This window comes from Stenotrophomonas sp. 86156_Sma (assembly GCF_056481625.1).
This window is the reverse complement of sequence record NZ_CM151157.1, coordinates 4,061,016-4,084,791: the sequence shown is the minus strand read 5'-3', so window position 1 is coordinate 4,084,791 and position 23,776 is coordinate 4,061,016. Positions and strand designations below refer to the sequence as shown.

The following is a 23,776-nucleotide window of genomic DNA, read 5'->3' as shown; positions in this document are numbered from 1 at the left end:
ACAGCAGGGCCGTTGCCATTTGCTAAGAATACGTTATTAATGCTCGGGCGCAGGTCTTGCGTCCAAGTGCCCGTCGGCAGGGGAGAAACCGTGGGGCTCATCCCAAAAAGTCAGTCGCCGCTTGTAGGCGTCGACATCAGTTCGACTGCGGTAAAGCTTTTGCAGCTGTCCCGCAGTGGCAATCGTTTTCGTGTGGAACATTACGCTGTGGAACCTCTTCCGCCGAATGCGGTGGTGGAGAAGAACATCGTGGAAGTGGAGGCCGTGGGTGAGGCCATCCGCCGTGCGATGAACCGCTCGGGGAGCAAGGCCAAGCTGGCCGCTGCCGCCGTCGCTGGGTCGGCGGTGATCACCAAGGTGATCCCGATGCCGGCCGAGCTCGACGAGAACGACATGGAAGCCCAGATCGAGCTGGAAGCGGTCAACTACATTCCGTACCCGATCGAGGAAGTGAACCTGGACTTCGAGGTGATCGGGGCGATCCCGAACAACCCGGAGATGGTCCAGGTGCTGCTGGCCGCGTCGCGTTCGGAGAACGTGGAACTGCGCCAGTCGGCGCTGGAGCTGGGTGGCCTGCAGGCCAAGGTGATGGACGTGGAGGCCTTCGCGGTCGAGAACGCCTATGCCCTGGTCGCCAGCGAGCTGCCGGTATCCATCGAGGGTGTGGTCGCGCTGGTCGACATCGGTGCCACCATGACCACCCTCAATGTCCTGCGCGGCGGCCGCAGCCTGTACAGCCGCGAACAGGTGTTCGGTGGCAAGCAGCTGACCGACGAGATCATGCGCCGCTACGGCCTGAGCTACGAGGAAGCCGGACTGGCCAAGCGCCAGGGCGGGCTGCCGGAAAGCTACGAGATGGAAGTGCTGGAGCCGTTCAAGGAAGCCACGGTCCAGCAGATCAGCCGCCTGCTGCAGTTCTTCTACGCAGGCAGCGAGTTCAACCGCGTTGATCACATCGTGCTGGCCGGTGGCTGCGCCGTGCTGGGCGGTCTGCCGGAAATGGTCGAGGAACAGCTGGGCGTGCCGACCGTGGTCGCCAACCCGCTGGCGCAGATGACCCTGGGCCCGAAGGTGAACGCGCATGCGCTGGCCCAGGATGCCCCCGCGCTGATGATCGCAACCGGTCTGGCGCTGAGGAGCTTCGACTGATGGCACGCATCAATCTATTGCCCTGGCGCGCCGAGCGGCGCAAGCAACGCCAGCGCGAGTTCTACGCAATGCTGGGCATGGCCGCGATCGGTGGCCTGCTGCTGTCGCTGGTGATCTGGTTCTACTACGACCGCCAGGTGAGCGGCCAGATGGACCGCAACGCCTATCTGGAAGCCGAGATCGAGAAGGTCAAGGAACAGAACAAGGAGATCGACCGCCTCGACGCGCAGAAGGAACGCCTGCTGGCCCGCAAGAAGGTGATCGAGGAACTGCAGGCCAAGCGCTCGCAGATGGTGCACCTGTTCGATGCGCTGGTGCGCACGATTCCCGATGGCCTGGTGCTGACCGCGCTGAAGCAGGAAGGCGACGTGCTGACCCTGGAAGGCCGTACCCAGTCCAATGCCCGTGTTTCGGCGTACATGCGCAACCTGGAGACCTCCGGTTGGATGACCAACCCGGAACTGTCGATCATCGAAGCGCGTGATCCCGAGAAGGACAAGGACGGCAAGGTGGGCCCGCTGGCCGACATCAAGGCGCTGCCCTATGTGTTCGTGGTCAAGGTGAAGCTGCCGGCACAGAGTGAGGAAGTGGCCGGTACGCCAGGCCTCAACGCCGATGGTTCGGTGGCAACGCCGGCTCCGCCCGCAGTGGCACCGCTTGCAGCCGGCCCGGATGCAGCGGCACCTGCTGCACCGGCCGCAGGCCAGCCCGCTGCTGCACCGGCTGCACCCGCACCCGCCGCCGCGCCGGTCAACGCACCTGCTGCCACCCCGGCCCCGGCTACGCCGAACCAGCCGGCAGCCCCGGCTGCAAAGCCTGCGCCGAAGCCCGAGGGCAGCCGCCTGGCGCAGCCGCCGCAGGCCTTCAACGCCCCGCTGCAGGGGGATCGCGCATGAGCCAGAAAATCGATCTGAAGAACCTGGATTTCAACGACATCGGCAACTGGCCGCAGAAGGCCAAGATCGTCTTCTGCTCGCTGTTGGCGCTGGTGATCATGTTCGTGGCGTGGATGCTGCTGATCAGTGGCAAGCGCGAGGAACTGGCCGGCCTGGAATCGAAGGAAGTCGAGTTGCGTTCGGAGTTCACCAAGCAGCAGGAGCGTGCGGTGAACCTGGCGCCGCTGAAGCAGCAGCTGGCACAGATGGAACAGGTGCTGCAGCAGATGCTGCGGCAGCTGCCCAGCAAGACCGAAATGCCGGACCTGATCATCGACATCTCGCAGACTGCGCTGTCCAGCGGCCTGACCAACGAGCTGTTCGAGCCGGAGCAGGAGCAGGTCAAGGAGTTCTACGCCGAGAAGCCGATCAAGCTGCGCATGGTGGGCAGTTACCACCAGTTCGGTGCCTTCGTCAGTGGCGTGGCGTCGCTGCCGCGCGTGGTCATCCTGACCATGCACGACATCAACCTCAAGCCCAAGGACAAGACCAGCGGCAACGCCCGCAGCGGTGCGCTGGAGCTGTCCGGCACGGTCAAGACCTATCGCTATCTGGATGAGACCGAAGTGCAGGCACAGCAGGCGGCTGACGCCGGCAAGGAGGAGAAGAAGTGATCCGTTCCCTCTTTGCGCGTTGTGGGATGGCTGCCGTCGTGCTGATGTTGGCCGCATGCGGCCGTGATGTGACCAGCACGCCGGGTGATGCGCCGAATCTTGAAAAGTGGGTGGAAGGCGAGCGTGCGCGACCGGCACAGCCGCTGGAGCCGCTGCCGGTGATGCAGCAGTTCGAAACCTTCGAATACTCCGCACAGGGTCTGCGCGATCCGTTCACCGATGCCTGGACCAATCCGCAGCAGGGGAATGGCGGATTGCGTCCGGATCCGAACCGGCGCAAGGAGCCGCTGGAAGGCTTCCCGCTGGACGCACTGGACATGGTCGGCACCATCGGCACCGGAGCCGCCACCGTGGCGCTGGTGATGGGGCCGGACAAGGTGACCTACCGGGTACGCCCGGGCGGCTACCTGGGGCAGAGCGACGGGCGGGTCACGGCGGTCTTCGAAGACCACGTGGAGCTGATCGAACTGGTGCCGGATGGCGCGGGTGGCTGGCTGGAACGGCCGGCAACGCTCTCGCTTGAAGATCAATGATCGTTTATTGGGGATAGCACGATGACCTTTCACCAAGCCAAGGGGCTGCGTCCCATCCGGCGCTTTACCTTGAACCGTGTCAGCGCGTTGGGAGTCGCGCTGATGCTGGCCTGCGCTCCGGCGCTGGCCGCCGCACCGGCGGAAAAGCCGGTGGGCGCCACCGTGGCACCGGCAGCAGCGCCGGCCGGCCTGTCGGTGGCCAAGATCGATTTCAAGCGCGGCGATGATGGCGCCGGGCGCCTGATCGTCCAGTTCGACGGCCAGGGCGCGGTTCCGGACCTGCGTACGCAGGGCAACAGCGTGGTGGTCGATGTCGGTAACGCCCGACTGCCAGCCAACCTGCAGAAGCCGATGAACGTCATCGACTTCGCCACGCCGGTGCAGCGCATCGACGCCAAGCCGTCCGGTGCCGGTACCCAGCTGGTGCTGAGCACCGGTGGCGCAGTGGAGTCGCTGGCCTACCAGAGTGGCAACGAGTACGTGGTGGAGATCAGCCCGCGGCAGGCGCCAGCCGCCGTCGGTGCCGTCACCGCCGGCAGCGTCACCCAGGCTGCCAAGGCTGTTGGTCAGCGCGGTTTCACCGGCAAGCCGGTGACCTTCAACTTCCAGGACGTGCCGGTGCGCACCGTGCTGCAGTTGATCGCCGAGGAATCCAATCTCAACGTGGTGGCTTCCGATTCGGTACAGGGCAATGTGACCCTGCGCCTGGTCAACGTGCCGTGGGACCAGGCTCTGGACATCGTGCTGCGTGCCAAGGGCCTGGACAAGCGTCGCGATGGCAGCGTGATCTGGGTCGCTCCGCAGGCTGAGCTGGCCAAGTTCGAGCAGGAGAAGGAAGACGCGCGCATCGCCATCGAGAACCGCGAAGACCTGGTCACCGATTACGTCCAGATCAACTACCACAGCGCCACGCAGATCTTCAAAGCGCTGACCGAGGCCAAGGGCATCGGTGGCGGCAGTGGTGGCGGCAATGGCGGTGGTGGCGGCTCGTCGCAGGAGGAGAGTGGCTTCCTGTCCGGGCGTGGCCGCATCGTCGCCGACGAGCGCACCAACACGCTGATGATCAGTGACATTCCGAAGAAGATCGCGCGCATGCGCGAGCTGATCAGTGTGATCGACCGCCCGGTCGACCAGGTGCTGATCGAAAGCCGCATCGTCATCGCGACCGACACCTTCGCCCGCGAGCTGGGTGCGAAGTTCGGCATCAGCGGCAGCCGCGACAACGTGTACTTCAGCGGCAGCCTCGCTGCCAACGAGGAAACCCGCAAGTCGCAGGTCGATACCGCACTGGCCAACGCCAAGGCGGTCCGTGAGTGGCAGGCCGGTGGCAGCGTCGGCCCGGCGCCGATTCCCAGCGGCCCGACCATCAAGCGTGGCCTGAACTGGAACCTGCCGGTGGCTACGGCCAGCAATCCGGGTTCGCTGGCGCTGTCGATCCTCAACGCAGGCTACCTGCTGGACGTGGAGCTGTCGGCCATGCAGGAAGAGTCGCGGGGTGAGGTGATCTCCAACCCGCGCGTGGTCACCACCAACCAGCGCGAGGCGATGATCAAGCAGGGCAAGGAAATCGGCTACGTCACCATCAGTGGCACCGGTGCTGCCGGTGGCGCCGGTTCCACCCCGAACGTGCAGTTCAAGGAAGTGGTGCTGGAACTGCGGGTGACCCCGACCATCACCAACGACAACCGCGTGTTCCTCAACATGCAGGTGAAGAAGGACGAAGTCGACCGCCTGATCGAACTGCAGGGCTACGGCACGGTACCGTCGATCAACCGCCGTGAGGTCAACACCGCGGTGCTGGTCGAGGATGGGCAGACCGTGGTCATCGGTGGTGTGTACGAGTTCACCGACCGCAGCAGCATCAGCAAGGTGCCGTTCCTGGGCGACGTGCCGTTCCTGGGCAACCTGTTCAAGAAGCGCGGCCGCAACAAGGACAAGGCCGAGCTGCTGGTGTTCGTGACCCCGAAGGTGCTGCGCGTGGCCAAGCAGAACTGAGCCCGCGCCTCCGCGAAACGCAGAAGGGCCGCCCTGCGCGGCCCTTCTGCGTTTCCGCCCGTAGATCCACGCCATGCGTGGATGGGTCGTTCAGCCGTTCTTGATGCCATTCGCAGGGCACCCTGCGATGATGTCGGGAACCCGTGCCGTTCCGCGCCGGTCAAAGGCCCCCATGAACCTGCCACCGCCGATGCCCGAAACCGTCTCGCCGCCGTCCGCGCCGGCCACCTCCCGCCTGCATGCCGCTTTCAGCCAGCTGCGCGACGCATTGTCGGCCGAGATCGTCGGCCAGGCCGCGCTGGTGGAACGCCTGCTGATCGCGCTGCTGGCCGATGGCCACCTGCTGGTGGAAGGCGCTCCGGGCCTGGCCAAGACCACGGCGATCCGCGCGCTGGCCTCGCGCCTGGAGGCCGACTTCGCCCGCGTGCAGTTCACCCCGGACCTGTTGCCGGCCGACCTGACCGGCACCGAGATCTGGCGCCCGCAGGAAGGCCGCTTCGAATTCGTACCCGGCCCGATCTTCCATCCGATCCTGCTGGCCGATGAAATCAACCGCGCGCCTGCCAAGGTGCAGTCGGCACTGCTGGAAGCGATGGGCGAGCGCCAGGTCACCGTGGGCCGCCACACCTACGCGCTGCCGCCGCTGTTCCTGGTGATGGCCACGCAGAACCCGATCGAGCAGGAAGGCACCTTCCCGCTGCCGGAAGCGCAGTTGGACCGTTTCCTGATGCATGTGCGCATCGGCTACCCGGACCAGGCCGCCGAATCGGAGATCCTGCGCCTGGCCCGCGAGCGCGCCCGTGGTGCGTTGGGCGAAGCCGCACAAGCGCCGGAAAAGCTGCCGATGCAGGATGTGTTCGATGCCCGCCGCGAAGTGCTGGACCTGCACATGGCGCCGGCGCTGGAACGCTACCTGATCGAGCTGGTGCTGGCCTCGCGTGATCCGTCGCGCTATGACGCAGGCCTTGGCCGCCGCATTGCCTGGGGCGCCAGCCCGCGCGGTTCCATCGCGCTGGAACGCTGTGCGCGCGCGCGCGCCTGGCTGGCCGGCCGCGATTTCGTCACCCCCGATGACGTGCGTGCGGTTGCCGCCGACGTGCTGCGCCATCGCGTGCTGCCCAGCTATGAAGCCACCGCTGAAGGCTGGGATGGCGAACGCCTGGTGCAGGAGCTGCTGGCCCGGGTGCCGGCACCCTGAGCCTGCGCATGACCGATCCATCCCTGCACCACGCTTCCTCCGTCAGTGACGGTGACGGGCTGCGCCCGCAACTGTCCGAACTGGTGGCGCTGCGCCGCCTTGCACAGCGACCGCCGCCGCCACGCCGTGGCCGCGCCGGCAACGCCGGGCAGGCGCCGTCGCCGCTGCGCGGGCGTGGCATGGAATATGCCGAGTCACGCGAGTACGTGGCCGGTGATGATGCACGGCATATCGACTGGCGGGTGACCGCGCGTACCGGACGTGCTCATACCAAGCTGTTCCAGGCCGAACGCGAGCGGGTCAGCCTGATCGTGGCCGATACCTCGCCGGCCCTGTACTTCGGCACCCGCGTGCGCTTCAAATCGGTGCAGGCTGCACGCGCGGGCGCCGTCGCCGCGTGGTCGGCGCAGCGTCGGGGCGATCGCATCGGCGCCCTGCGTGGCAGCGACCGTGAACCACCGATTGCACCGGCAGGCGGCCCGCGCGGCGTATTGCGCGTGCTGGACGCGCTCACCCGCTGGTATGCGCAGCCCCCGGCCGACGACCTTGGCCTGGAACGTGCGCTGGACCATGCCGGTCGCGTCCTGCGCCCGGGTGCACGTGTGCTGGTGCTGGCCGATCCGCAGCAGGCCATCCGTATTCCGCCGGCGCGCTGGAGTGCGCTGGCCCAGCACCACGACCTCAGCCTGGTGCTGCTGGTGGATCCATTGGAACTGCAGCCTCCGTCAGCCGCGCTGCAGTTCCAGACCCTGCAGCAGCGCATCGGCCTCGACCTGCGCCGCAGCGAGGTCCAGGCCCATTGGCAGGCGCATTTCGTTGAACCGCTGCAGGACCTGCGGCGCCAGCTGGGAGCGCGCCGCGTCGATGTGCAGGTGCTGTCCACCGACGCGCCCAGTGATGCCTGGCTGGCGCCATCCCCGACCGAGGTGCCGGCATGAGCGCGAACCTGCCGCTGCGCGATGTGCAGGTGCCACCCGCTCCATCATGGTGGCCGCCGGCACCGGGCTATCTGATGATCGGCGGCGTGGTGCTGCTGTTGCTGGTGGTGGCGGCCTTCTTCTGGTGGCAACGTCGCCGTCGCCGCCAACGCTGGTTGCAGCTGTTCGATCAGGAGCTGGCATCCACCGCCGATGCTGCTGCGGAACTGGCGGCGATCGCAGGACTGCTGCGTCGCGCCGCACGCCAGGCGCAGCCCGGCAGTGAATCCCTGCGCGATGACGCCTGGTGGCAGCGCGTGGATCCGAAAGGCACGCTGCCCGCGGCACGTCGCAGTCTGCTGGCGGAAGGCGCCTATCGTCCACGGGTGGACGCCAACGATGTGGCGGCGCTGCGCAGCTGGGCGCGCGAGCGCTATCTGGCCATGCTGCTGGAGCGGCGCCGATGAATCTGCTGGCAAGTTACTGGCCATGGCCGGACCTGCAGCTGGCGTGGCCGTTGGCCCTGCTGGCGCTGCCGTTGCCGTTGCTGATGCGCTGGTGGAAGCGTCGTGCCGATCCCGGTGCTGCGCTGCGGGTGCCCTATGCGGCGACGGAACTGGAAGCGCTGGCCGGTGGCGGCCGCGTTGACGTGTCGTGGCTGCGCACGCTGCTGTTGTGGCTGGGTTGGTGCGCGCTGTGCGTAGCACTGGCTCGCCCGCAACAGCTGGGTGAAGCGATCACGCCTCCGCAGGAGGGCCGGCAGATGATGCTGGCGATGGACGTGTCCGGCAGCATGGGCGAGGGCGACATGGTGCTGGGCGGGCAGGCGGTGGATCGCCTCACTGCCGCGAAGGCGGTGCTGGCCGACTTCCTCGATCGCCGCGCCGGTGATCGCATCGGTCTGCTGATCTTCGGCGACCGCGCCTACACGTTGACGCCGCTTACGGCCGATCTGGCCAGCGTGCGCGACCAGCTGCGCGACAGCGTGGTCGGCCTGGCCGGGCGCGAGACCGCCATCGGTGATGCCATCGGCCTGGCGGTGAAGCGCCTGCGCAGCCAGCCCGAAGGCCAGCGCGTGCTGATTCTGCTGACCGACGGCGTCAGCAATGCCGGCGTGCTGGAACCGCTGCGTGCCGCCGAAGTCGCGCGTGCCGAAGGTGTGCGTATCCACACCGTCGCCTTTGGCGGTGATGGCAGCATGCGCCTGTTCGGTATTCCCATTTCCGCCGACCAGGATCCGGTCGACGAGGCTACCTTGAAGAAGATCGCGAGCATGACCGGCGGCCAGTTCTTCCGCGCCCGCGACACTGCACAGCTGGCCGGCATCTATGCCGAGCTGGACCGGCTGGAGCCGATCGCTGCGAAGGGGCCGAGCCTGCGTCCGCGCGAAGAGCGTTATGCCTGGCCGTTGGGCCTGGCGTTGCTGCTGGGCGCATTGGCCTGGCTGTGGCCGGAGCGCCGTCGATGATCGCGTTGGCTTCGAATCTTCCTGACTGGAACGCGCTGCACTTCCTGCGCCCGGAATGGCTGTGGGCGTTGCTGGCGCTGCCGCTGATCATCGTGGTGGCGTTGTATCGGCAGCGGCGCAGCGATGTGTGGCGAACAGCGGTGGATGCCCACCTGTTGCCGCATCTGCTGGCTGCGGGCACGCGCCGCCGTGCACGCCTGCCCTGGGCCGTGCTGCTGGGCTGGACCCTGGCAGCGCTGGCCATGGCCGGGCCGAGTTGGCGGCAGCAGGCACAACCGATGTTCCAGGCCAGCGCACCGCTGCTGGTCGTGCTGGATCTGTCCAGCCGGATCAATGCCACCGATCTGCCGCCGTCGCGCCTGCTGCAGGCTCGGGCGAAAGTGGGCGAGCTGCTGCGTGCCCGCCAGGGGGGCCAGGTGGGCCTGGTGGTCTATGCCGAGGATGCCTACACCGTGGCACCGCTGACCGACGACGGCAGCAACGTCGCGTTGTATCTGGACGCGCTGTCGCCGGATGTGATGCCGCGCGACGGACAACGCGCCGACCGTGGCATCGACTGGGCGACGCGGTTGATGCGCCAGATCGGGGCATTGCGGGGGCAGATCCTGCTGGTCAGCGATCAGGCGGATGATGAAGCGGCACTGGCCGCAGCGCAGGCGCGCAGCCTCGGCATGGAGGTGTCGGTACTGGGGCTGGGCACATCTGCCGGTGCGGCGTACCGGGATGGCACTGGGCAGATCCGTCAGGCCGCGCTGGATGAAGGCAGCCTGCGTGCGGTGGCGACCGCAGGCGGAGGCCGCTATGCCCGCATCGCCACCGATGACAGTGATCTGCGTGCGCTGGGCGTACTTGATGCACGCGAGGGTACTGCGGCGCAGCGGCCCGGCGAGGGCAAGCAATGGCGTGATGAAGGGTTCTGGCTGCTGCCACCGGTGATGCTGCTGGCGCTGCTCGCTTTCCGTCGCCGCGCGCTGCTGGCGGCGGTGCTGGCGGTGGGCCTGCTGCCATGGATGAGTGATGTGCAGGCGCAGGCGCCCGCGGTGCCTGCCGCACCGCCGGCGCAGGGCACGCTGTGGAAGCGCGCCGACCAGGTGCAGCACCAGCGTCTGGCCGAAGGTGCGCAGGCTTACCGCAACGGTGATTTCGCCAGTGCCCGCAAGCAGTTCGAGGGCATCGACAGCGATGCGGGCTGGTACAACCTGGCCAACACGCTGGCCCGCCAGGGCAACTACGACGAAGCCATTGCCGCCTACGACCGCGCGCTGGCACTGCATCCCGGCATGGCCGATGCGGTCGCCAACCGTGCCGTGGTCGATGCCGCGCGCAAGCGCAAGCAGTCGGGTGGCAAAGGCCAGGATCAGCAGAAGCCACCGCAGAACGGGCAGCAGAAGCAGCAGAACGATTCACAGGGCCAGCAGAATCCGCAGGGCCAGCAGCCGCAGCAGGGCCAGCAGAATCCCGGTCAGGGACAGCCGCAGTCGGGTCAGCAGGGCCAGCCCAATCCCGGTGACGACAAGAACCCGTCGAGCCCGCAGCCCGGCGAGCGCGGCCGCGATGGACAGCAGGCGCCGCCACAGGTGGAGGATGCCAAGGCGCAGGCCCAGGCTGATGAGCAGCAGCGCCAGCGCATGCAGCAGGCCATGCAGCACGCACGTGAGGGCAAAGGCGATCAGGATGGCAAGCCCGTGCCAGGCAGCGACGGCACCACCCCACGCCAACGCGAGGAGCAGCAGGCGGTGGAGGCGTGGATGCGGCGCGTGCCGGATGATCCGGGCGCATTGCTGCGGGCCAAGTTCCAGCTGGAAAACGAACGCAGGAAGAGGGAAGGGCGATGACGCGGGCGATCAACATGCACGGGCACTGGCCCCGACAGGTACTGGCGGCACTGCTGCTGTGGCTGCCGCTGCTGGCCTGGGCGCAGCCGCGTGCGTGGCTGGACCGCGACCGCATCGCGATGGGCGACACGGTCACGCTCAATGTCGAGAGCGACCAGGGCGCCCCTGACTTCACACCGTTGCGCACCGACTTCGACCTCAGCGGGCAGACCAGCAGCCGCCAGGTAGCGTGGAGCAACGGCAGCATGCAGCAGCGCAATCTGTATGGCGTGGCACTCACGCCACGGCGTAGCGGTGCACTGGTGGTGCCGGGCCTGCAGGTGGGCAGCGTACGTACCGCACCGTTGACCCTGCAGGTGGATGCCGCTGCCGTGGCCGGTCCCGAGAGCAATGCGGTGGCGTTCATCGAAACCGCTATCGATGACGAGACACCGTATGTGCAGCAGAGCGTAGGCGTGGTGGTGCGGTTGTATTTCGCTTCGCAGCTGGCCTCCGGCGAACTGGTGCTGGATACACCGGCCGGCGCGTCGTTGCAGCGGGTGGGCGATGACCGCACCGATGTGCGACAGGTCAACGGCCGTCGCTACAACGTGGTCGAGCGGCGCTTCCTGCTGATCCCCGAGCGCAGCGGTGCACTTCGGCTGGCCGGTGCGCGCTTCAGCGGGCGCAGTGCCGGTGGCTTCTTCGACGATTTCTTCGGCGGCGGCGACGGGCGCATGAATGCCACTGGCGCGGACCGCACGTTGCAGGTGCAGGCGCAACTGGCACAGGCGCCGCAGCCATGGCTGCCGCTGCAGGGCCTGCAGCTGCGCTACACCAGTGCACCGACCAGCGCCCGTACCGGCGAGGCGGCCAACGTGGTGGTGGAGGCGATTGCCGAAGGCGCCACCCGCGCGCAGTTCACCGATCTGCCGGTGCCCGACGTCGGCAACGCCGCGCAGGTGTTCGCCGAACCTGCGCAGTACGAAGAGACCTTCAATGGCAGTACGCCGCGGCTGAAGATCACCCGCCGCTATTCCATCGTGCCGCGCCAGCCGGGTTCGCTGGTGGTGCCGGGGCCGCGCCTGCCGTGGTGGGACGTGCGCAATGGCAAGGCACAGGAAGCGAAGCTGCCGGACCTGACGCTGGCCGTGGTGGCCGGTAACGGGGCTGGCAGTGCGTCACCTGCACCGCTGCCGCCGATCGACACCAATGCGGCGCTGCCGGATGGCGATGGCCAGGACAGCCGTATCGCGGCGACCGATCCGCGCGCCAGTGGTTTGTCCGAGCGTCCGTGGCCGTGGATGGGCGCCGCCATCGGCCTGGCGTTGCTGTGGCTGTTGACGCTGTTGTGGGGCTGGCAGCGAGGCCGTCGCCCGCGCGTGGCGGCACCCGTGGCGGCCAAGGGCGCTGTGCCGGCTGTGGCGACTGGACGTGCCGGCGTGGCCGAACTGCGCCGCGCGCTGGATGGTGAAGGGTTTGATCAGGTGGAAGCGCAGCTGTGTGCGATGGCCGGTGTCGAACGCATCGAGCAGGTCATCACGCGGCTCGATGACCCGGCCCAGCGCCAGGTGCTGCAGGAACTGCAGCAGGCCCGATGGGGCGGGCAGGGTGATCTTGCGCCGCTGCGCACGCGCCTGCGCGAGGTCTTCCGTGACGGACCGCACTGGTCGGCGGCAGCAAAGACCGCTGACACTGGCCTGGCGCCGCTGTATCCGCCGCGGCGAACCTGAACCGGCGCCGCTTGCGCGCTTTGTTAGAGTGCATTCATTTTTCGAGGAAACCCGCGCATGACAGCAGCTGCTGCCGACAAGAAGAAGTTGCCCCTGCATTGGAAGATGGGCATCGGCTTTGCGATCGGCCTGATCCTGGGACTGATCGTGCACGCCCTGGGCGGCAGCGTCGATGGTCTGCAGGCCGGTGCCAAGTGGGTAATGGACTACATCACCACCCCGGCTTCGGGCCTGTTCCTCAACCTGATCTTCATGCTGATCGTGCCGCTGATCTTCTCGGCGCTGATCATGGGTGTGTCGGAGATGGGCGACATCCGCGCCCTTGGCCGCATCGGCTGGAAGACCCTGGCCTATACCGTGCTGCTGTCCGGCATTGCCGTGGGCATCGGGCTGGTGCTGGTGAACCTGCTCAAGCCGGGTGTGGGCGTCGACCCGCAGGTCGCTGCGATGATGCTGTCGGAGAACGCCGAGCGCAGCAAGGAGATTGTCGCGGGCATCCACGGCACGCCGAAGGGCATGGACATGCTGCTGTCGATCGTGCCGAGCAACGTGCTGCAGGCCGCGTCTGACAACGGCGCGATCCTGTCGCTGATGTTCTTCGCGCTGATGTTCGGCATCGGCATGGTGCTGACCGACAACGAGAAGGTCGCGCCGCTGCGCCGCGCCATCGAAGGCGTGTTCGAAATTTCGATGACCCTGATCAACCTGGTCATCCGCCTGGCCCCGTATGCGGTGGCCTGCTTCATGTTCAACCTGGCCGCGCTGTTCGGCTTCGAGCTGATCATCCGCCTCGGTGCCTACGTGGGCGTGGTGGTGCTGGCACTCGGCCTGCACATGGTGGTGAGCTACGGTACGGCCGTATGGCTGTCCGGTCGTTCGCCGCTGTCGTTCTTCCGCGATACCCAGGAAGCGACGGTGATGGCGTTCTCCACCGCCTCCAGCAACGCCACCCTGCCGACCGCGCTGCGCGTGGCCGACCAGATGGGCCTGCCGCAGCGCGTGTCGCGCTTCGTGCTGACCGTGGGCGCCACCGCCAACCAGAACGGCACCGCGCTGTTCGAGGGCGTGACGGTGATCTTCCTGGCCCAGTTCTTCGGCGTGGACCTGAGCATCGGCCAGCAGATCATGGTGATGGCGGTCTGCATCCTCGGTGGCATCGGCACTGCCGGTGTGCCGTCGGGCTCGCTGCCGGTGGTCGCGATGATCTGCGCGATGGTCGGCGTGAACCCGCTGGGCATCGGCCTGATCCTGGGCGTGAACCACTTCCTGGACATGTGCCGCACCGCGCTGAACGTGACCGGCGACCTGGCCCTGACCACGCTGGTGGCCAAGGGCGAGTCCCACGACGGCCCGGCGCTGGGCCCGCAGCAGGACTGAGACCGGATTCCCGTCACCCGGACTCCGGGGCGGTAGTGCCGGCCGCTGGCCGGGTACGCGTCATCGCATGCGCGCTGCCGCTCCCACGTTTCGCGATGCGAATCGCGGGCCCCCCTTACCGGCCTCCACACCCCGGCGCCTATGGCGCAGCCCCCGGACTCCGGGGGCGGGTAGTGCCGGCCGCTGGCCGGGTACGCGTCATCGCATGCGCGCTGCCGCTCCCACGTTTCGCGATGCGAATCGTGGGCCCCCCTTACCGGCTTCCACACCCCCGCGCCTATGGCGCAGCCCCCGGACTCCGGGGGCGGTAGTGCCGGCCGCTGGCCGGCAACTTCATGATCTTCATTGGATTCTGCGCAACTGCCGGCCAGCGGCCGGCACGACCGGGCAAGGTGAACCGACCCCCCGCCCGGCGACTATGGGACAATAGGCCGCCCGCACGTCCGCGGCCGCCTCCCGATTCCGACAGAACCATGACGCAGCCTACCCGTCGCCAGTTGGCCAACGCCATCCGCTTCCTTGCCGCCGATGCGGTTGAAACCGCAAAGTCCGGCCACCCCGGCATGCCCATGGGCATGGCCGACATCGCCGAAGTCCTCTGGAACGACTATCTCCGCCATAACCCGAGCAACCCGCACTGGTTCAACCGCGACCGTTTCGTGCTGTCCAACGGCCACGGTTCGATGCTGCAGTACGCGCTGCTGCACCTGAGCGGTTACGACCTGCCGATCGAGCAGCTGAAGCTGTTCCGCCAGCTGGGCAGCCACACCGCCGGCCACCCGGAACGCCACGAGACCCCGGGCGTGGAAACCACCACCGGCCCGCTGGGCCAGGGTTTCGCCAATGCCGTGGGCTTCGCCCTGGCCGAGAAGCTGCTGGCACAGCGCTTCAACCGCCCGGAGCTGGAAGTGGTCGACCATCGCACCTGGGTGTTCATGGGCGATGGCTGCCTGATGGAAGGCGTGTCGCATGAAGCCGCTTCGCTGGCCGGTACCTGGGGCCTGCACAAGCTGGTCTGCTTCTGGGACAACAATCACATCTCCATCGACGGCAACGTCGAGGGCTGGTTCACCGACAATACCCCGGAGCGTTTCGAGGCCTATGGCTGGAACGTCGTGCGCGATGTCGATGGCCACGACCCGGAAAGCATCAAGGCCGGCATCGAGGCCGCGCTGTCGCAGAGCGACAAGCCGACCCTGATCTGCTGCCGCACCACCATTGGTTTCGGTTCGCCGAACAAGGCGGGCAAGGAATCCAGCCACGGCGCACCGCTGGGCAAGGACGAACTGGAAGCCACCCGCAAGCAGCTGGGCTGGGAATACGGTCCGTTCGAGATCCCGCAGGCGATCTACGACGGCTGGCGCGCCAATGGCGCTGGCACCCTGCGCCAGGCCGAGTGGGAACAGCTGTTCGACAAGTACGCCAGCCAGTACCCGGCTGAAGCGTCCGAGCTGACCCGCCGTTCGCACGGCGAGCTGCCGGCCGACTTCGTTGCCAAGGCCGATGCCTACATCGCCCAGGTGGCCGCTGAAGGCCCGACGATCGCCTCGCGCAAGGCCTCGCAGCTGGCCATCGAAGCCTACGCCCCGCTGCTGCCGGAAATCGTCGGTGGCTCGGCCGACCTGGCGCACTCCAACCTGACCCTGTGGAAGGGCAGCAAGTCGGTTGCCAGCGACGACGCCAACGCCAACTACGTGTACTACGGCGTGCGCGAGTTCGGCATGACCGCCATTGCCAACGGCCTGGCCCTGCACGGCGGCTTCATTCCGTTCGACGCCACCTTCCTGGTGTTCAGCGATTACGCCCGCAACGGCGTGCGCATGAGCGCGCTGATTCCGGCCCACGCCATCCACGTCTACACCCACGATTCGATCGGCCTGGGCGAAGACGGCCCGACCCACCAGCCGGTGGAGCACCTGGCTTCGCTGCGTTACATCCCGAACAACGACGTGTGGCGTCCGTGCGATGCGGTCGAGTCGGCGGTGAGCTGGAAGGCCGCGATCACCCGTCAGGATGGTCCGAGCTGCCTGGTGTTCAGCCGCCAGAACCTGCCGCACCAGCCGCGCGACGCCGAGCAGATCGCCCAGATCGAGCGCGGTGGCTACGTGCTGGCCGATGCCGCCGGTACCCCGGACGTGATCCTGATCGCCACCGGTTCGGAAGTTTCGCTGGCGACCGAAGCCAAGGCCCAGCTTGACGCGGCCGGTATCAAGACCCGCGTGGTCTCGATGCCGTCCACCGACGTGTTCCTGCGCCAGGATGCGGCCTACCGTGAATCGGTGCTGCCGAACGCCGTGCGCAAGCGCGTGGCGGTGGAAGCCGGTGTCACCGGCTTCTGGCGCCAGTTTGTCGGCCTGGACGGTGCGGTGATCGGTATCGACACCTTCGGTGCCTCGGCCCCCGCCGACCAGCTGTACAAGCACTTCGGCATCACCACCGCCCACGTGGTGGAAGCGGCCAAGGCGCTGTAAGCAGCCTCGCGAAGCAGGAAGGGAAAGGCCGGCGCACGCCGGCCTTTTCTTTGCTCGAGAGAAAAGGGGACGGAGGGGATCAAGTCGTTTGTGCACAAACGACTTGATCCCCTCCGTCCCTTTTTTCGTCCGGCATGTTGCGCCCTGCGGCACCAGTGTCGCGTTGGCCTCTTCATCTAGCCTGCATTCCTTGCGAAAAGGAGGGCCTGCCGAGGTACCCCCGGAAGTAGTCATGGACAAGAAGAGCGGCGCAGAAACCCATGGTGGATTTGCGGGGTGTAAGGTGATGCCTTACACTGGCGCCGCATGATCGTCAGCTTCAGGCACAAGGGCCTGAAGGCGCTCTATGAGCGGGGCGACATGTCCGGAGTCCGTGCCGATCATGTGGCTCGGTTGCGGCGTTTGCTTCTGCAGCTGGATCAAGCCCGGCTGCCTGGAGACATGGGGCTGCCCGGAAATCGCCTGCACCCCCTGCGCGGGAGCTATAGCGGCTACTGGGCTGTAAGTGTCTCGGCAAGTTGGCGATTGGTGTTCCGCTTTCGTGGGCTGGACGTCGAACTGGTCGATTACCTTAATTACCACTAGGAGTCTGCTCGATGCCGTTGCATGATCCACCGCATCCCGGAGAGTCGCTGCGCGAAGACATCCTGCCGGCGATAAGCATGTCGATCAGTGCGCTGGCGCAGCATCTTGGCTATTCGCGCGGACAGCTGTCGACCATCATCAACGGGCACGCTGGCATCTCCGCGGAACTTGCATTCCGCCTTGAGCTTGCAGGTCTGGGCAATGCCCGCATGTGGCTGGCGATGCAGGCGGCATACGACCTGTGGCAGGTCGAGCATCGAGCGCATCCACCGATTGCCCGTCTGTATCTTGAGGATGCAGTGAGGATAGAGCGGTAGATCTACGCCATGCGTGGATGAGAAAAAGGGGACGGAGGGGATTAAGTCGTTTATGCACAAACGACTTAATCCCCTCCGTCCCCTTTTTTCAGGCGGTGCGTGCCAGTGCGAGGCGCAGCAGTCGCGCGTCCAGGCGTTCGGCGAAATCCTTCGGTGCCTGCAGGTCCATGCGCTGCAGGTACACCGCATCGCCGTCGCCAGCCGGTTGCCGCAGCGCTGCCCAGACGGTACGCAGCTTGTCGCCGCGGGTCTGCGTGTTGGCCTTCAGCCAGCCCAGCGCTTTCACCAGCACCTGCTCGATCTCGTTGAAGTCGCTGCCCAACGGATAGTCGGGCAGGCTGCCATCGACGCGGAACGGTGCCAGTGCCGCGGCCAGTGCCTGCGGCGTGTTGCGCTGCTGGCGCTCCGGATCCGGTTGCGTGGCCGCCAGCAGCTTGCGCGAGGCGTGTGCCTGCTGCAGCAGGCCGCCCTGGAACGGGGCCTCGGTGATTGCAGTCATCGCATGCACGCAGTCCTCGTCGGTCAGGCCGCGCAGGTCGGCGATGCCGTATTCGTTGAGGTAGATGTCGCGCAGGTGGCGTGGGATGGTGGTGTGCCCGTAGTTCCAGCGCACGTTGGATTCGCGCTGGCCCTTGTCATCGCGCGCGGCGCGGAACATCAGCACGCTGCGCGCTTCCGGCAGCGCATGTGCCATCGCCACGAAGTTGTACTGACCACCCACGCCGGACACCACACGTCCATCATCCAGCGCATCCGACACCGCTGCGCCCAGCGCGGTGGCCATCATGCAGGAGTTGAAGAAGCGCGCGTGCCGGCGCTGCAGGCGTTCCAGTGTCTCGTTGCCACCGTACAGCTGGTTGATCTCGCTGATGCGGCGCATGCCGATCGCACGGCATTCGTCTTCCGGCAGCGTGCGCAACCACTCGTAGAACTCCGGCGAGCCCAGGTAGAAGGCGCCATGCAGATACTCGCCCTCGGCAGCCAGGGTGGCGTGGTCGATGGACAGCGTGCTGCCGTTCTCGATGCGTTGCATCAGCGCCAGGTCATCGTGCACCTTGCGCTTGATCACGCCGGTCTGCACCAGCCGGCGGAAGCCCTCGTTGAGCATTTCGCTGCAGCCATACAGGCCGACCTCGAACGGATCCAGTCCGCCGATTTCCTGCACCAGCGGGTGGCTGGCCAGCTGCGGATCCAGCGCGTGCAGCACGCGGCGGTAGCGGGCGTTGTCGGTGTGGCGCAGCACCAGCGCATGGCTGAGCGCGTCGGCCAGCGTGCCGATGCCAATCTGCAGGGTGCCGCCGTCGCGCACCAGTGTGCTGGCATACAGGCCGATCGCGTAGTCGGCATCGCCGACCGGCTGCCGCGGCAGGCCGAACAACGCCGGGTACGGTGGTGGCGGGGTGATCACCAGATCGAAGAACGACACATCGACCGTGGCCGAGCCACCCAGGTAGGGTAGCTGCGGATCGATCTCGGCGATCAGCAGCGGGCGAGGCAGCCCGCGAGCGGTCATCGCATCCAGCGTGTCCTGGGTGATGTCGTTGTTGCACGACAGCGAGAGCCGGCGGTCGTTCGGCCGCATCGCCACCTTCTGCACGATCACCTGCGGCGCGCGCTGCGCCACCGCATCGGCGGCGTGGGTGTAGTTCAGGCTGGTATAGCTGGACTGCGCCTGCCGCGAGCCGAGCAGGGCGCCGGACTGCATGTAGAACTCTTCCACCTGCACATGTGCCGGCAACGCGTCGCGCGCGATCGCATCGGCATAGGCCAGGCGCGGGAAATCGTCGCCGAAATGGCGCTGCGCGAACGGCGCCATGAAGCGCGCTTCCAGGCCGTTGCCGCGCGCCTTCGGCGGGTTCAGCGACAGCGCGGTATACAGCTGCAGCGGCCGCGACGGATCGTGCTCGACGCGTGCGTAAAGGGCATTGAGCAGCCGATGCGGCTTGCCCAGTGCCAGCGGTGCCCCGATCCGCAGCGGCCCGTCCACGCGCGCAAACAACCAGTCGACGGCGGCGTCCAGGTCGGTGAGGTGTTCGGTCATGCGCGGCGGTCCTGCGTGTGGGGGAGTGCGGGCATTACAGCATGTCGGGCTTGAACCGCCGTCGACGGGAGACTTCGGCGCCAGACACCATGAACTGCCCATCGCCCCGGTAATGCATCGTGCGCGGTAGTTTCGGCCGGGGCGCAACATGGGCGCGTACGATTTCCCAGATGAACAGGTTGTTCGACGCCACCTGGCTGTCGTCGTACAAGCGGCATTCGAAGCACGAATGGCATTGCCCGACCAGCGGCGCGCCGACCTCGCGCGCGGGCAGCGCATCAAGCTCGAAACGGGTGAACTTGTCGACCTCGCGGCCGCTGCAGTTGCCGATGTCCACCACGGTATCGAGCAGTTCCACACCCGGCACATTGATCACGCACTCGCCGCTGCCACGCGCCAGCGCATGGCTGTGGTTTGCGTCCCACAGGTAGGTGGCGACCAGCGAAGGCGAGAAGCCCATCACCATGTGCCAGCCCATCGTCATCAGGTTGCGCTGGCCGCGCCAGGCGGTGCTGACCAGCACGACCGGCCCGGGTTCGAGGAAGCGGCGGGCCTGCTCGACCGGGAATTCCTTCTTGGGCAGCGCTTTCATCCGGGGCCTGGGGCGGGAGGAATCGATGCTGGCGCAGCCGGGATGAACCTGGAGTCGAGGGGCTTGACAGACGATTCGATTACGCGCGTAATCAGGTCGTCGATTACGGATGTAAACCATGACCCCGATCAGCGAAGCCGAAGCCGTTGTGATGGAGGTGCTATGGCAGCAGGCACCGCGTAGCGCCGATGACGTGGTCGCCGCACTGGCCCACCGCGACTGGGCCGAGCCGACCATCAAGACCCTGCTCAACCGCCTGCTGACCAAGGGCGCGATTACTGCCGAGCGCGATGGCCGGCGCTACCTGTACCGGCCGCTGCTGCAGCGGCAGGCCTGGGTGGAGGCGCAGAGCCAGGACTTCATTGGTCGTGTCTTCGAAGGGCGCGTTGCGCCGTTGGTTGCGCACTTCAGCGAACGCGGCCAGTTGAGTGCGCAGGACATCGCCGAACTGAAGAAACTGATCCAGGAGCTGGACCATGAGTGAGCTGCTCGATGGGCTGTGGCAGGCCAGCCTGTGGTTGGCGGTGGGCGTGGTCGTGCTGGCGGTGCTGCGACCCTTGCTGGTGCGGCTGGGGGGCGTGGCGTTGGCCTACCGCAGCTGGTGGCTGCTGCCGTTGCTGCTGCTGGCACTGATGCTGCCGTTGCCGCAGGTGGCACTTCTGGAGCATGTGCCAACGCTGCCGCTGAAAGTGGTACCCGGCGCCGTCGAAGGCATGGCAGGGCAGTCGTTGCCGTGGGCCGGGCTGTTGCTGCTGGCATGGATGCTGGGGGCGGTCCTTTGTCTGCTACGCGATCTACGTGCGCAGCGGCGCTTTGAACGTGGCATGGGCCAACTGTGTGCACGCGCCGATGGCAGCTGGCAGGCCAGCGCCGACCCGGGCCTGCCCGCGCTGGTCGGCCTGTGGCGTCCGCGCATTGTGGTAGGCCCGGATTTCGACCAGCAGTTCACCGCACAGGAGCAGGGCCTGATCCTGCAGCACGAGCGCAGCCACCGTCGCAATGGCGATCACTGGGCCAATGGGGCGCTGCTGATGGCACGCGCGGTGTTCTGGTTCCATCCGCTTCTGCCGTGGGCCTCCCGCCGATTCCTGCGTGACCAGGAGCTGGCCTGCGATGCCCGCACCATTGCCCCGCAGCCTGCGCTGCGCGGTCTCTACGCCAGCACGCTGCTGAAGGCGCAGCTGGTCCATCCGGTTGCGCCAGCGGTCTGCCATTGGCGCAGCCAACCCGTGTTGAAGGAGCGTATCGCCATGTTGAAGCAGTCCAAGCGGAAGGCATTGCCGTGGGTGTCGGGGCAGGTGCTGGTGGTCGGGTTGTGTCTGGGAATGGGTGCGGTGGCGTGGGCCAGCCAGGGCGGTGCAGCCGCAGACGGCCAGACAGGGGCCGCCATGGATCGGGAGATAGAGGTCGACAAGATGTCGCCGCCGACCTATCCGAAGTCCGCGTTCGAACAGCGACAGGTGGGCGTGGTGAACCTGCGCGTGGAAGTGGATGCCAAGGGCCATCCGACTGACGTCCAAGTGCTCAGCGCAACCAATCCGGGTGTGTTCGATGCGGTGTCGATCGCCGCTGCGCGGAGCTGGACCTATCGTCCGGCGATAAAGAACGGAAAGCCCGTTGCAGGGGCTGTGAAGATTCCGATCACCTATGCCATGGACAACACCGAGGACTCCCAGTGAAGACCGCGCCGCTGTTGATGATGGCGGCGCTGTTGGCAGGATGCGCGACCCAGGATCGCCTGACCACCGTTGATACCCGCAGCGAGAATGTCGGCCATCAGCGCCTGCAGCCGCAGGCCGGTGGCGGCAGCGGGCAAGTGCAGACGTATTCGCTGGGCGCGAGCGAGGGCTACCGGATGCCGCAGTTGTACGCGGCGCCGGATCCGGAGGTCGGTGATCGTGACCCGCGTGCGGAGCTGGCACCGACCACCATCTGCCTGCAGGTGGTGGTTGATGCACAGGGCAGTGTCGAACGCAGCGTGCCGCTGACCGATCGCCCTGAGTGCGCGGCAGGTGCTGCAGGCGAGAATGCGCCCCTGCTGCAGGCGGCGCAGGAAGCCGTGGCGATGTGGAAGTACTCGTCCGCAGCGGTCTGCCACTTCGCGGCTGGCAAGGTGCCTGCCGACCGTGGCGACTGTCGCGGCGCCGAGCGCGTCGAGCCGGTGGCGGTCACCCTGCAGTATGCCTTCACCTTCGAGATCGTGAAGGGACAGCACGTGGTGCGTACGCAGGGAAAATGACCGCTTGCGATGACCGGGGCAGCGCCGGGCCATGCCCGGCGAGCGCAGCGGCGTGGGTCAGGCCCCGCCCTGGATGTTGGCCTTCACCGCGGGCTGCATCAGCTTGGGTTCTTCCAGCGTAGCATCGCGTGCCTGGCGCACGCTTACGAACTCCGCCTCGGCCACGCCGTCATGCACGTGGATGTTGTGTGCGCGCTGTTCGCCGATGGTGGTTTCGTTGGCGAATGCACGACCACCCGGACCGTAGTCGTGGCAGACGAACACGCGGGTCGCATCGGGCAGGGCCAGCAGGCGCTGGATCGAACGGTACAACTGCGCGGCATCGCCACCCGGGAAGTCGCAGCGGGCGGTACCGCCGTCGGGCATGAACAGCGAGTCACCGGTGAACAGCGCATCGTCGATCAGGTAGGCGATGCTGTCGCTGGTATGGCCGGGCACGGCGATCACCTGACAGCGCAGTTCGCCCAGAGCAAAGGTTTCGCTATCGCTGAACAGGTGATCGAAGATGTCATCGGCCGCCGGAAGCTGCAGCCCATAGCGCGGTGCGAAGGTGGCCTGCACCGCGCGGATGCCTTCGCCGATGGCCAGCGTGGCCTCCGGGAAGCGCTCCTTCAGGCGGCGCCCGGCCGACACATGGTCGGCGTGGGCGTGGGTTTCCAGCAGCCAGCGCAGCTGCAGGTCCTGTTGTTCGATGGCCTGCAACGCGGCATGCAGCGGCGCTTCACTGCTGGCGTCGGTATCCGGGTCGTAGTCCAGGACCGGGTCGATCAGCGCTGCCTCGCCGCTGGCCGGGTCGCTGACCAGATAGCTGAAGGTGTTGCTGTCACGGTGGAAGAACGACTGCACCTGGACCGGCATCGGAACGCTCCTCAGCGCGTGCCGAGCACGCGGTTCAGCAACTGCGCCAGGTTCTCACCGGCCAGTCGCAGCTGCGCTTCGGCCAGCGGCCGGTAGCGCTCGGTGTATTCGTCACCGATTTTACGCGTGGCCGGATAAACGCCAGCTTGCATGGAAATGCGGCAGCTGGCTTCGGCCCACGTCTGCGGGTCGTGCTGCGGGTTGGACTGGCGCGCCAGCTTCGGCGCGCGCTGGCTCTGCAGCAGCGGGAGATAGCCGGCGTCGTCCAGCTTGCGGGTGTTGAGCATGCCGCTGTCCCACAGCGAGTGCAGGTTGGTACCGCGGTTGCCGAACTGCAGCTGGAAGTCGTTGCCGCCCTTGTCGTGGGCGTAACCGGCGTGCATCGGCTGGTGGATGTCGCCGACCAGGTGCACGACGAACTTCAGCGCCTGCAGGCGCTCGCCGTCGGTCAGGCTGCGGTCGCCGAGGATGGCGCTCTGTGCCTTCAGGGCCTCGACGATGCAGTTGCCGTTCTTGCAGTGCTTCGGTGCTTCGTAGTGGCAGTTGTCTTCGGCGATGTTGACGTAGTGCCAGCCGGCCGAGCGACGGCCCAGGCCCGGGTCTTTGGCGCGCAGCTGGTCGGCCCACGGCGCGATGCTGGCCAGCGTGGCATCCGGTTCGGTGGCCAGCAGGCGGTCCACTTCGGCGCGGGCGGTGGGGTTGAGGCGGGCGTCGGCGACTTCGGCGACCAGACGGTGGCCTTGCGCGCCCCAGGCATGGGCGGGGGCGGAGACGGACAGCAGGGCCGGCGCCAGGGCGGCGGCGAGGAACAGGGAGTGCAGGGCTTTCATGCGCACATTCTAGCGGGGCGCGAAGAGGAGGGGGCTGGCATGACGACCCATGGAGAGACAGTCACGTCCTCAGTGGCCTGTCTGGTCGAATTTGAGACTGGCACGGTCAT

The 23,776-nt window shown here is 67.0% G+C and carries 22 protein-coding genes; 18 read left to right on the top strand and 4 right to left on the bottom strand.

Features of this window, described 5'->3' with window-relative positions; genetic code table 11:
- The first annotated feature begins 90 nt into the window (after positions 1-90).
- From ACZK33_RS18955 to ACZK33_RS18885, 15 genes are all read left to right on the top strand, one after another.
- Positions 91-1,149, top strand: a complete 1,059-nt coding sequence (locus ACZK33_RS18955; RefSeq protein ID WP_010484061.1) for a pilus assembly protein PilM — start codon at positions 91-93, stop codon at positions 1,147-1,149.
- Positions 1,149-2,045 carry a PilN domain-containing protein gene (locus ACZK33_RS18950; RefSeq protein WP_049422632.1) on the top strand — a complete coding sequence of 299 codons (897 nt, stop codon included), beginning with the start codon at positions 1,149-1,151 and terminating at the stop codon, positions 2,043-2,045. The genes ACZK33_RS18955 and ACZK33_RS18950 overlap by 1 nt, the downstream gene beginning before the upstream one ends.
- On the top strand, positions 2,042-2,698 hold the full coding sequence (locus tag ACZK33_RS18945; RefSeq protein WP_049400744.1) for a type IV pilus inner membrane component PilO: 657 nt from the start codon (positions 2,042-2,044) through the stop codon (positions 2,696-2,698). Before ACZK33_RS18950 ends, ACZK33_RS18945 begins: the two co-directional genes overlap by 4 nt.
- A 26-nt stretch (positions 2,699-2,724) precedes the next feature.
- Positions 2,725-3,231: a pilus assembly protein PilP gene (locus tag ACZK33_RS18940; protein ID WP_010484064.1), complete on the top strand. Its 507-nt coding sequence runs from the start codon at positions 2,725-2,727 to the stop codon at positions 3,229-3,231.
- A 21-nt stretch (positions 3,232-3,252) separates the two neighbouring features.
- A complete protein-coding gene (locus ACZK33_RS18935) occupies positions 3,253-5,226 on the top strand; it encodes a type IV pilus secretin PilQ (protein ID WP_049422631.1) in 1,974 nt (657 codons plus the stop codon).
- A 172-nt stretch (positions 5,227-5,398) separates the two neighbouring features.
- Positions 5,399-6,424 (top strand): AAA family ATPase, encoded by a 1,026-nt coding sequence (locus tag ACZK33_RS18930; protein WP_032127852.1) that lies wholly within the window; start codon positions 5,399-5,401, stop codon positions 6,422-6,424.
- Between the two features lie 8 nt (positions 6,425-6,432).
- Positions 6,433-7,362 (top strand): DUF58 domain-containing protein, encoded by a 930-nt coding sequence (locus tag ACZK33_RS18925; RefSeq protein ID WP_049422629.1) that lies wholly within the window; start codon positions 6,433-6,435, stop codon positions 7,360-7,362.
- Positions 7,359-7,808: a DUF4381 family protein gene (locus tag ACZK33_RS18920; RefSeq protein ID WP_197616968.1), complete on the top strand. Its 450-nt coding sequence runs from the start codon at positions 7,359-7,361 to the stop codon at positions 7,806-7,808. Before ACZK33_RS18925 ends, ACZK33_RS18920 begins: the two co-directional genes overlap by 4 nt.
- On the top strand, positions 7,805-8,809 hold the full coding sequence (locus ACZK33_RS18915) for a vWA domain-containing protein (protein ID WP_197616969.1): 1,005 nt from the start codon (positions 7,805-7,807) through the stop codon (positions 8,807-8,809). Before ACZK33_RS18920 ends, ACZK33_RS18915 begins: the two co-directional genes overlap by 4 nt.
- Positions 8,806-10,644 carry a tetratricopeptide repeat protein gene (locus tag ACZK33_RS18910; RefSeq protein WP_423174855.1) on the top strand — a complete coding sequence of 613 codons (1,839 nt, stop codon included), beginning with the start codon at positions 8,806-8,808 and terminating at the stop codon, positions 10,642-10,644. The genes ACZK33_RS18915 and ACZK33_RS18910 overlap by 4 nt, the downstream gene beginning before the upstream one ends.
- Positions 10,641-12,356, top strand: coding sequence for a BatD family protein (locus tag ACZK33_RS18905; RefSeq protein ID WP_423174854.1), 1,716 nt, complete (start codon positions 10,641-10,643; stop codon positions 12,354-12,356). The genes ACZK33_RS18910 and ACZK33_RS18905 overlap by 4 nt, the downstream gene beginning before the upstream one ends.
- A gap of 57 nt (positions 12,357-12,413) precedes the next feature.
- Positions 12,414-13,733, top strand: a complete 1,320-nt coding sequence (locus ACZK33_RS18900) for a dicarboxylate/amino acid:cation symporter (RefSeq protein ID WP_032127858.1) — start codon at positions 12,414-12,416, stop codon at positions 13,731-13,733.
- A gap of 473 nt (positions 13,734-14,206) precedes the next feature.
- Entirely contained in the window at positions 14,207-16,204 is a 1,998-nt protein-coding gene (tkt, locus tag ACZK33_RS18895; RefSeq protein ID WP_423174853.1) for a transketolase, read from the top strand.
- A 306-nt stretch (positions 16,205-16,510) separates the two neighbouring features.
- Positions 16,511-16,789, top strand: coding sequence for a type II toxin-antitoxin system RelE/ParE family toxin (locus ACZK33_RS18890; protein ID WP_423174852.1), 279 nt, complete (start codon positions 16,511-16,513; stop codon positions 16,787-16,789).
- An 11-nt stretch (positions 16,790-16,800) separates the two neighbouring features.
- Positions 16,801-17,106 (top strand): HigA family addiction module antitoxin, encoded by a 306-nt coding sequence (locus ACZK33_RS18885; RefSeq protein WP_014038309.1) that lies wholly within the window; start codon positions 16,801-16,803, stop codon positions 17,104-17,106.
- Between the two features lie 88 nt (positions 17,107-17,194).
- Here the strand turns inward: ACZK33_RS18885 and ACZK33_RS18880 are convergent, their stop codons facing one another.
- Together ACZK33_RS18880 and ACZK33_RS18875 are read right to left on the bottom strand one after the other, a co-directional pair.
- The gene (locus tag ACZK33_RS18880) at positions 17,195-19,147 is read right to left on the bottom strand and encodes an acetyl-CoA hydrolase/transferase C-terminal domain-containing protein (protein WP_423174851.1); all 1,953 of its coding nucleotides are present in this window, start codon (positions 19,145-19,147) and stop codon (positions 17,195-17,197) included.
- A gap of 34 nt (positions 19,148-19,181) precedes the next feature.
- Positions 19,182-19,739 (bottom strand): flavin reductase family protein, encoded by a 558-nt coding sequence (locus ACZK33_RS18875; protein ID WP_285301627.1) that lies wholly within the window; start codon positions 19,737-19,739, stop codon positions 19,182-19,184.
- Between the two features lie 118 nt (positions 19,740-19,857).
- Here ACZK33_RS18875 and ACZK33_RS18870 point away from each other — a divergent pair, with 118 nt between their 5' ends.
- From ACZK33_RS18870 to ACZK33_RS18860, 3 genes are read left to right on the top strand one after another with little or no spacing between them, the layout of a single operon-like run.
- Positions 19,858-20,223: a BlaI/MecI/CopY family transcriptional regulator gene (locus tag ACZK33_RS18870; protein WP_423174850.1), complete on the top strand. Its 366-nt coding sequence runs from the start codon at positions 19,858-19,860 to the stop codon at positions 20,221-20,223.
- Positions 20,216-21,418: a M56 family metallopeptidase gene (locus ACZK33_RS18865; protein WP_423174849.1), complete on the top strand. Its 1,203-nt coding sequence runs from the start codon at positions 20,216-20,218 to the stop codon at positions 21,416-21,418. The genes ACZK33_RS18870 and ACZK33_RS18865 overlap by 8 nt, the downstream gene beginning before the upstream one ends.
- A complete protein-coding gene (locus ACZK33_RS18860) occupies positions 21,415-21,978 on the top strand; it encodes a hypothetical protein (RefSeq protein ID WP_032127863.1) in 564 nt (187 codons plus the stop codon). Before ACZK33_RS18865 ends, ACZK33_RS18860 begins: the two co-directional genes overlap by 4 nt.
- Before the next feature lie 57 nt (positions 21,979-22,035).
- On the opposite strand, the gene ACZK33_RS18855 is transcribed toward ACZK33_RS18860, so the two are convergent.
- Positions 22,036-22,836, bottom strand: a complete 801-nt coding sequence (locus tag ACZK33_RS18855; protein WP_423174848.1) for an MBL fold metallo-hydrolase — start codon at positions 22,834-22,836, stop codon at positions 22,036-22,038.
- A gap of 11 nt (positions 22,837-22,847) precedes the next feature.
- Positions 22,848-23,666, bottom strand: a complete 819-nt coding sequence (locus ACZK33_RS18850; protein WP_329914732.1) for a S1/P1 nuclease — start codon at positions 23,664-23,666, stop codon at positions 22,848-22,850.
- Positions 23,667-23,776 lie beyond the last annotated feature (110 nt).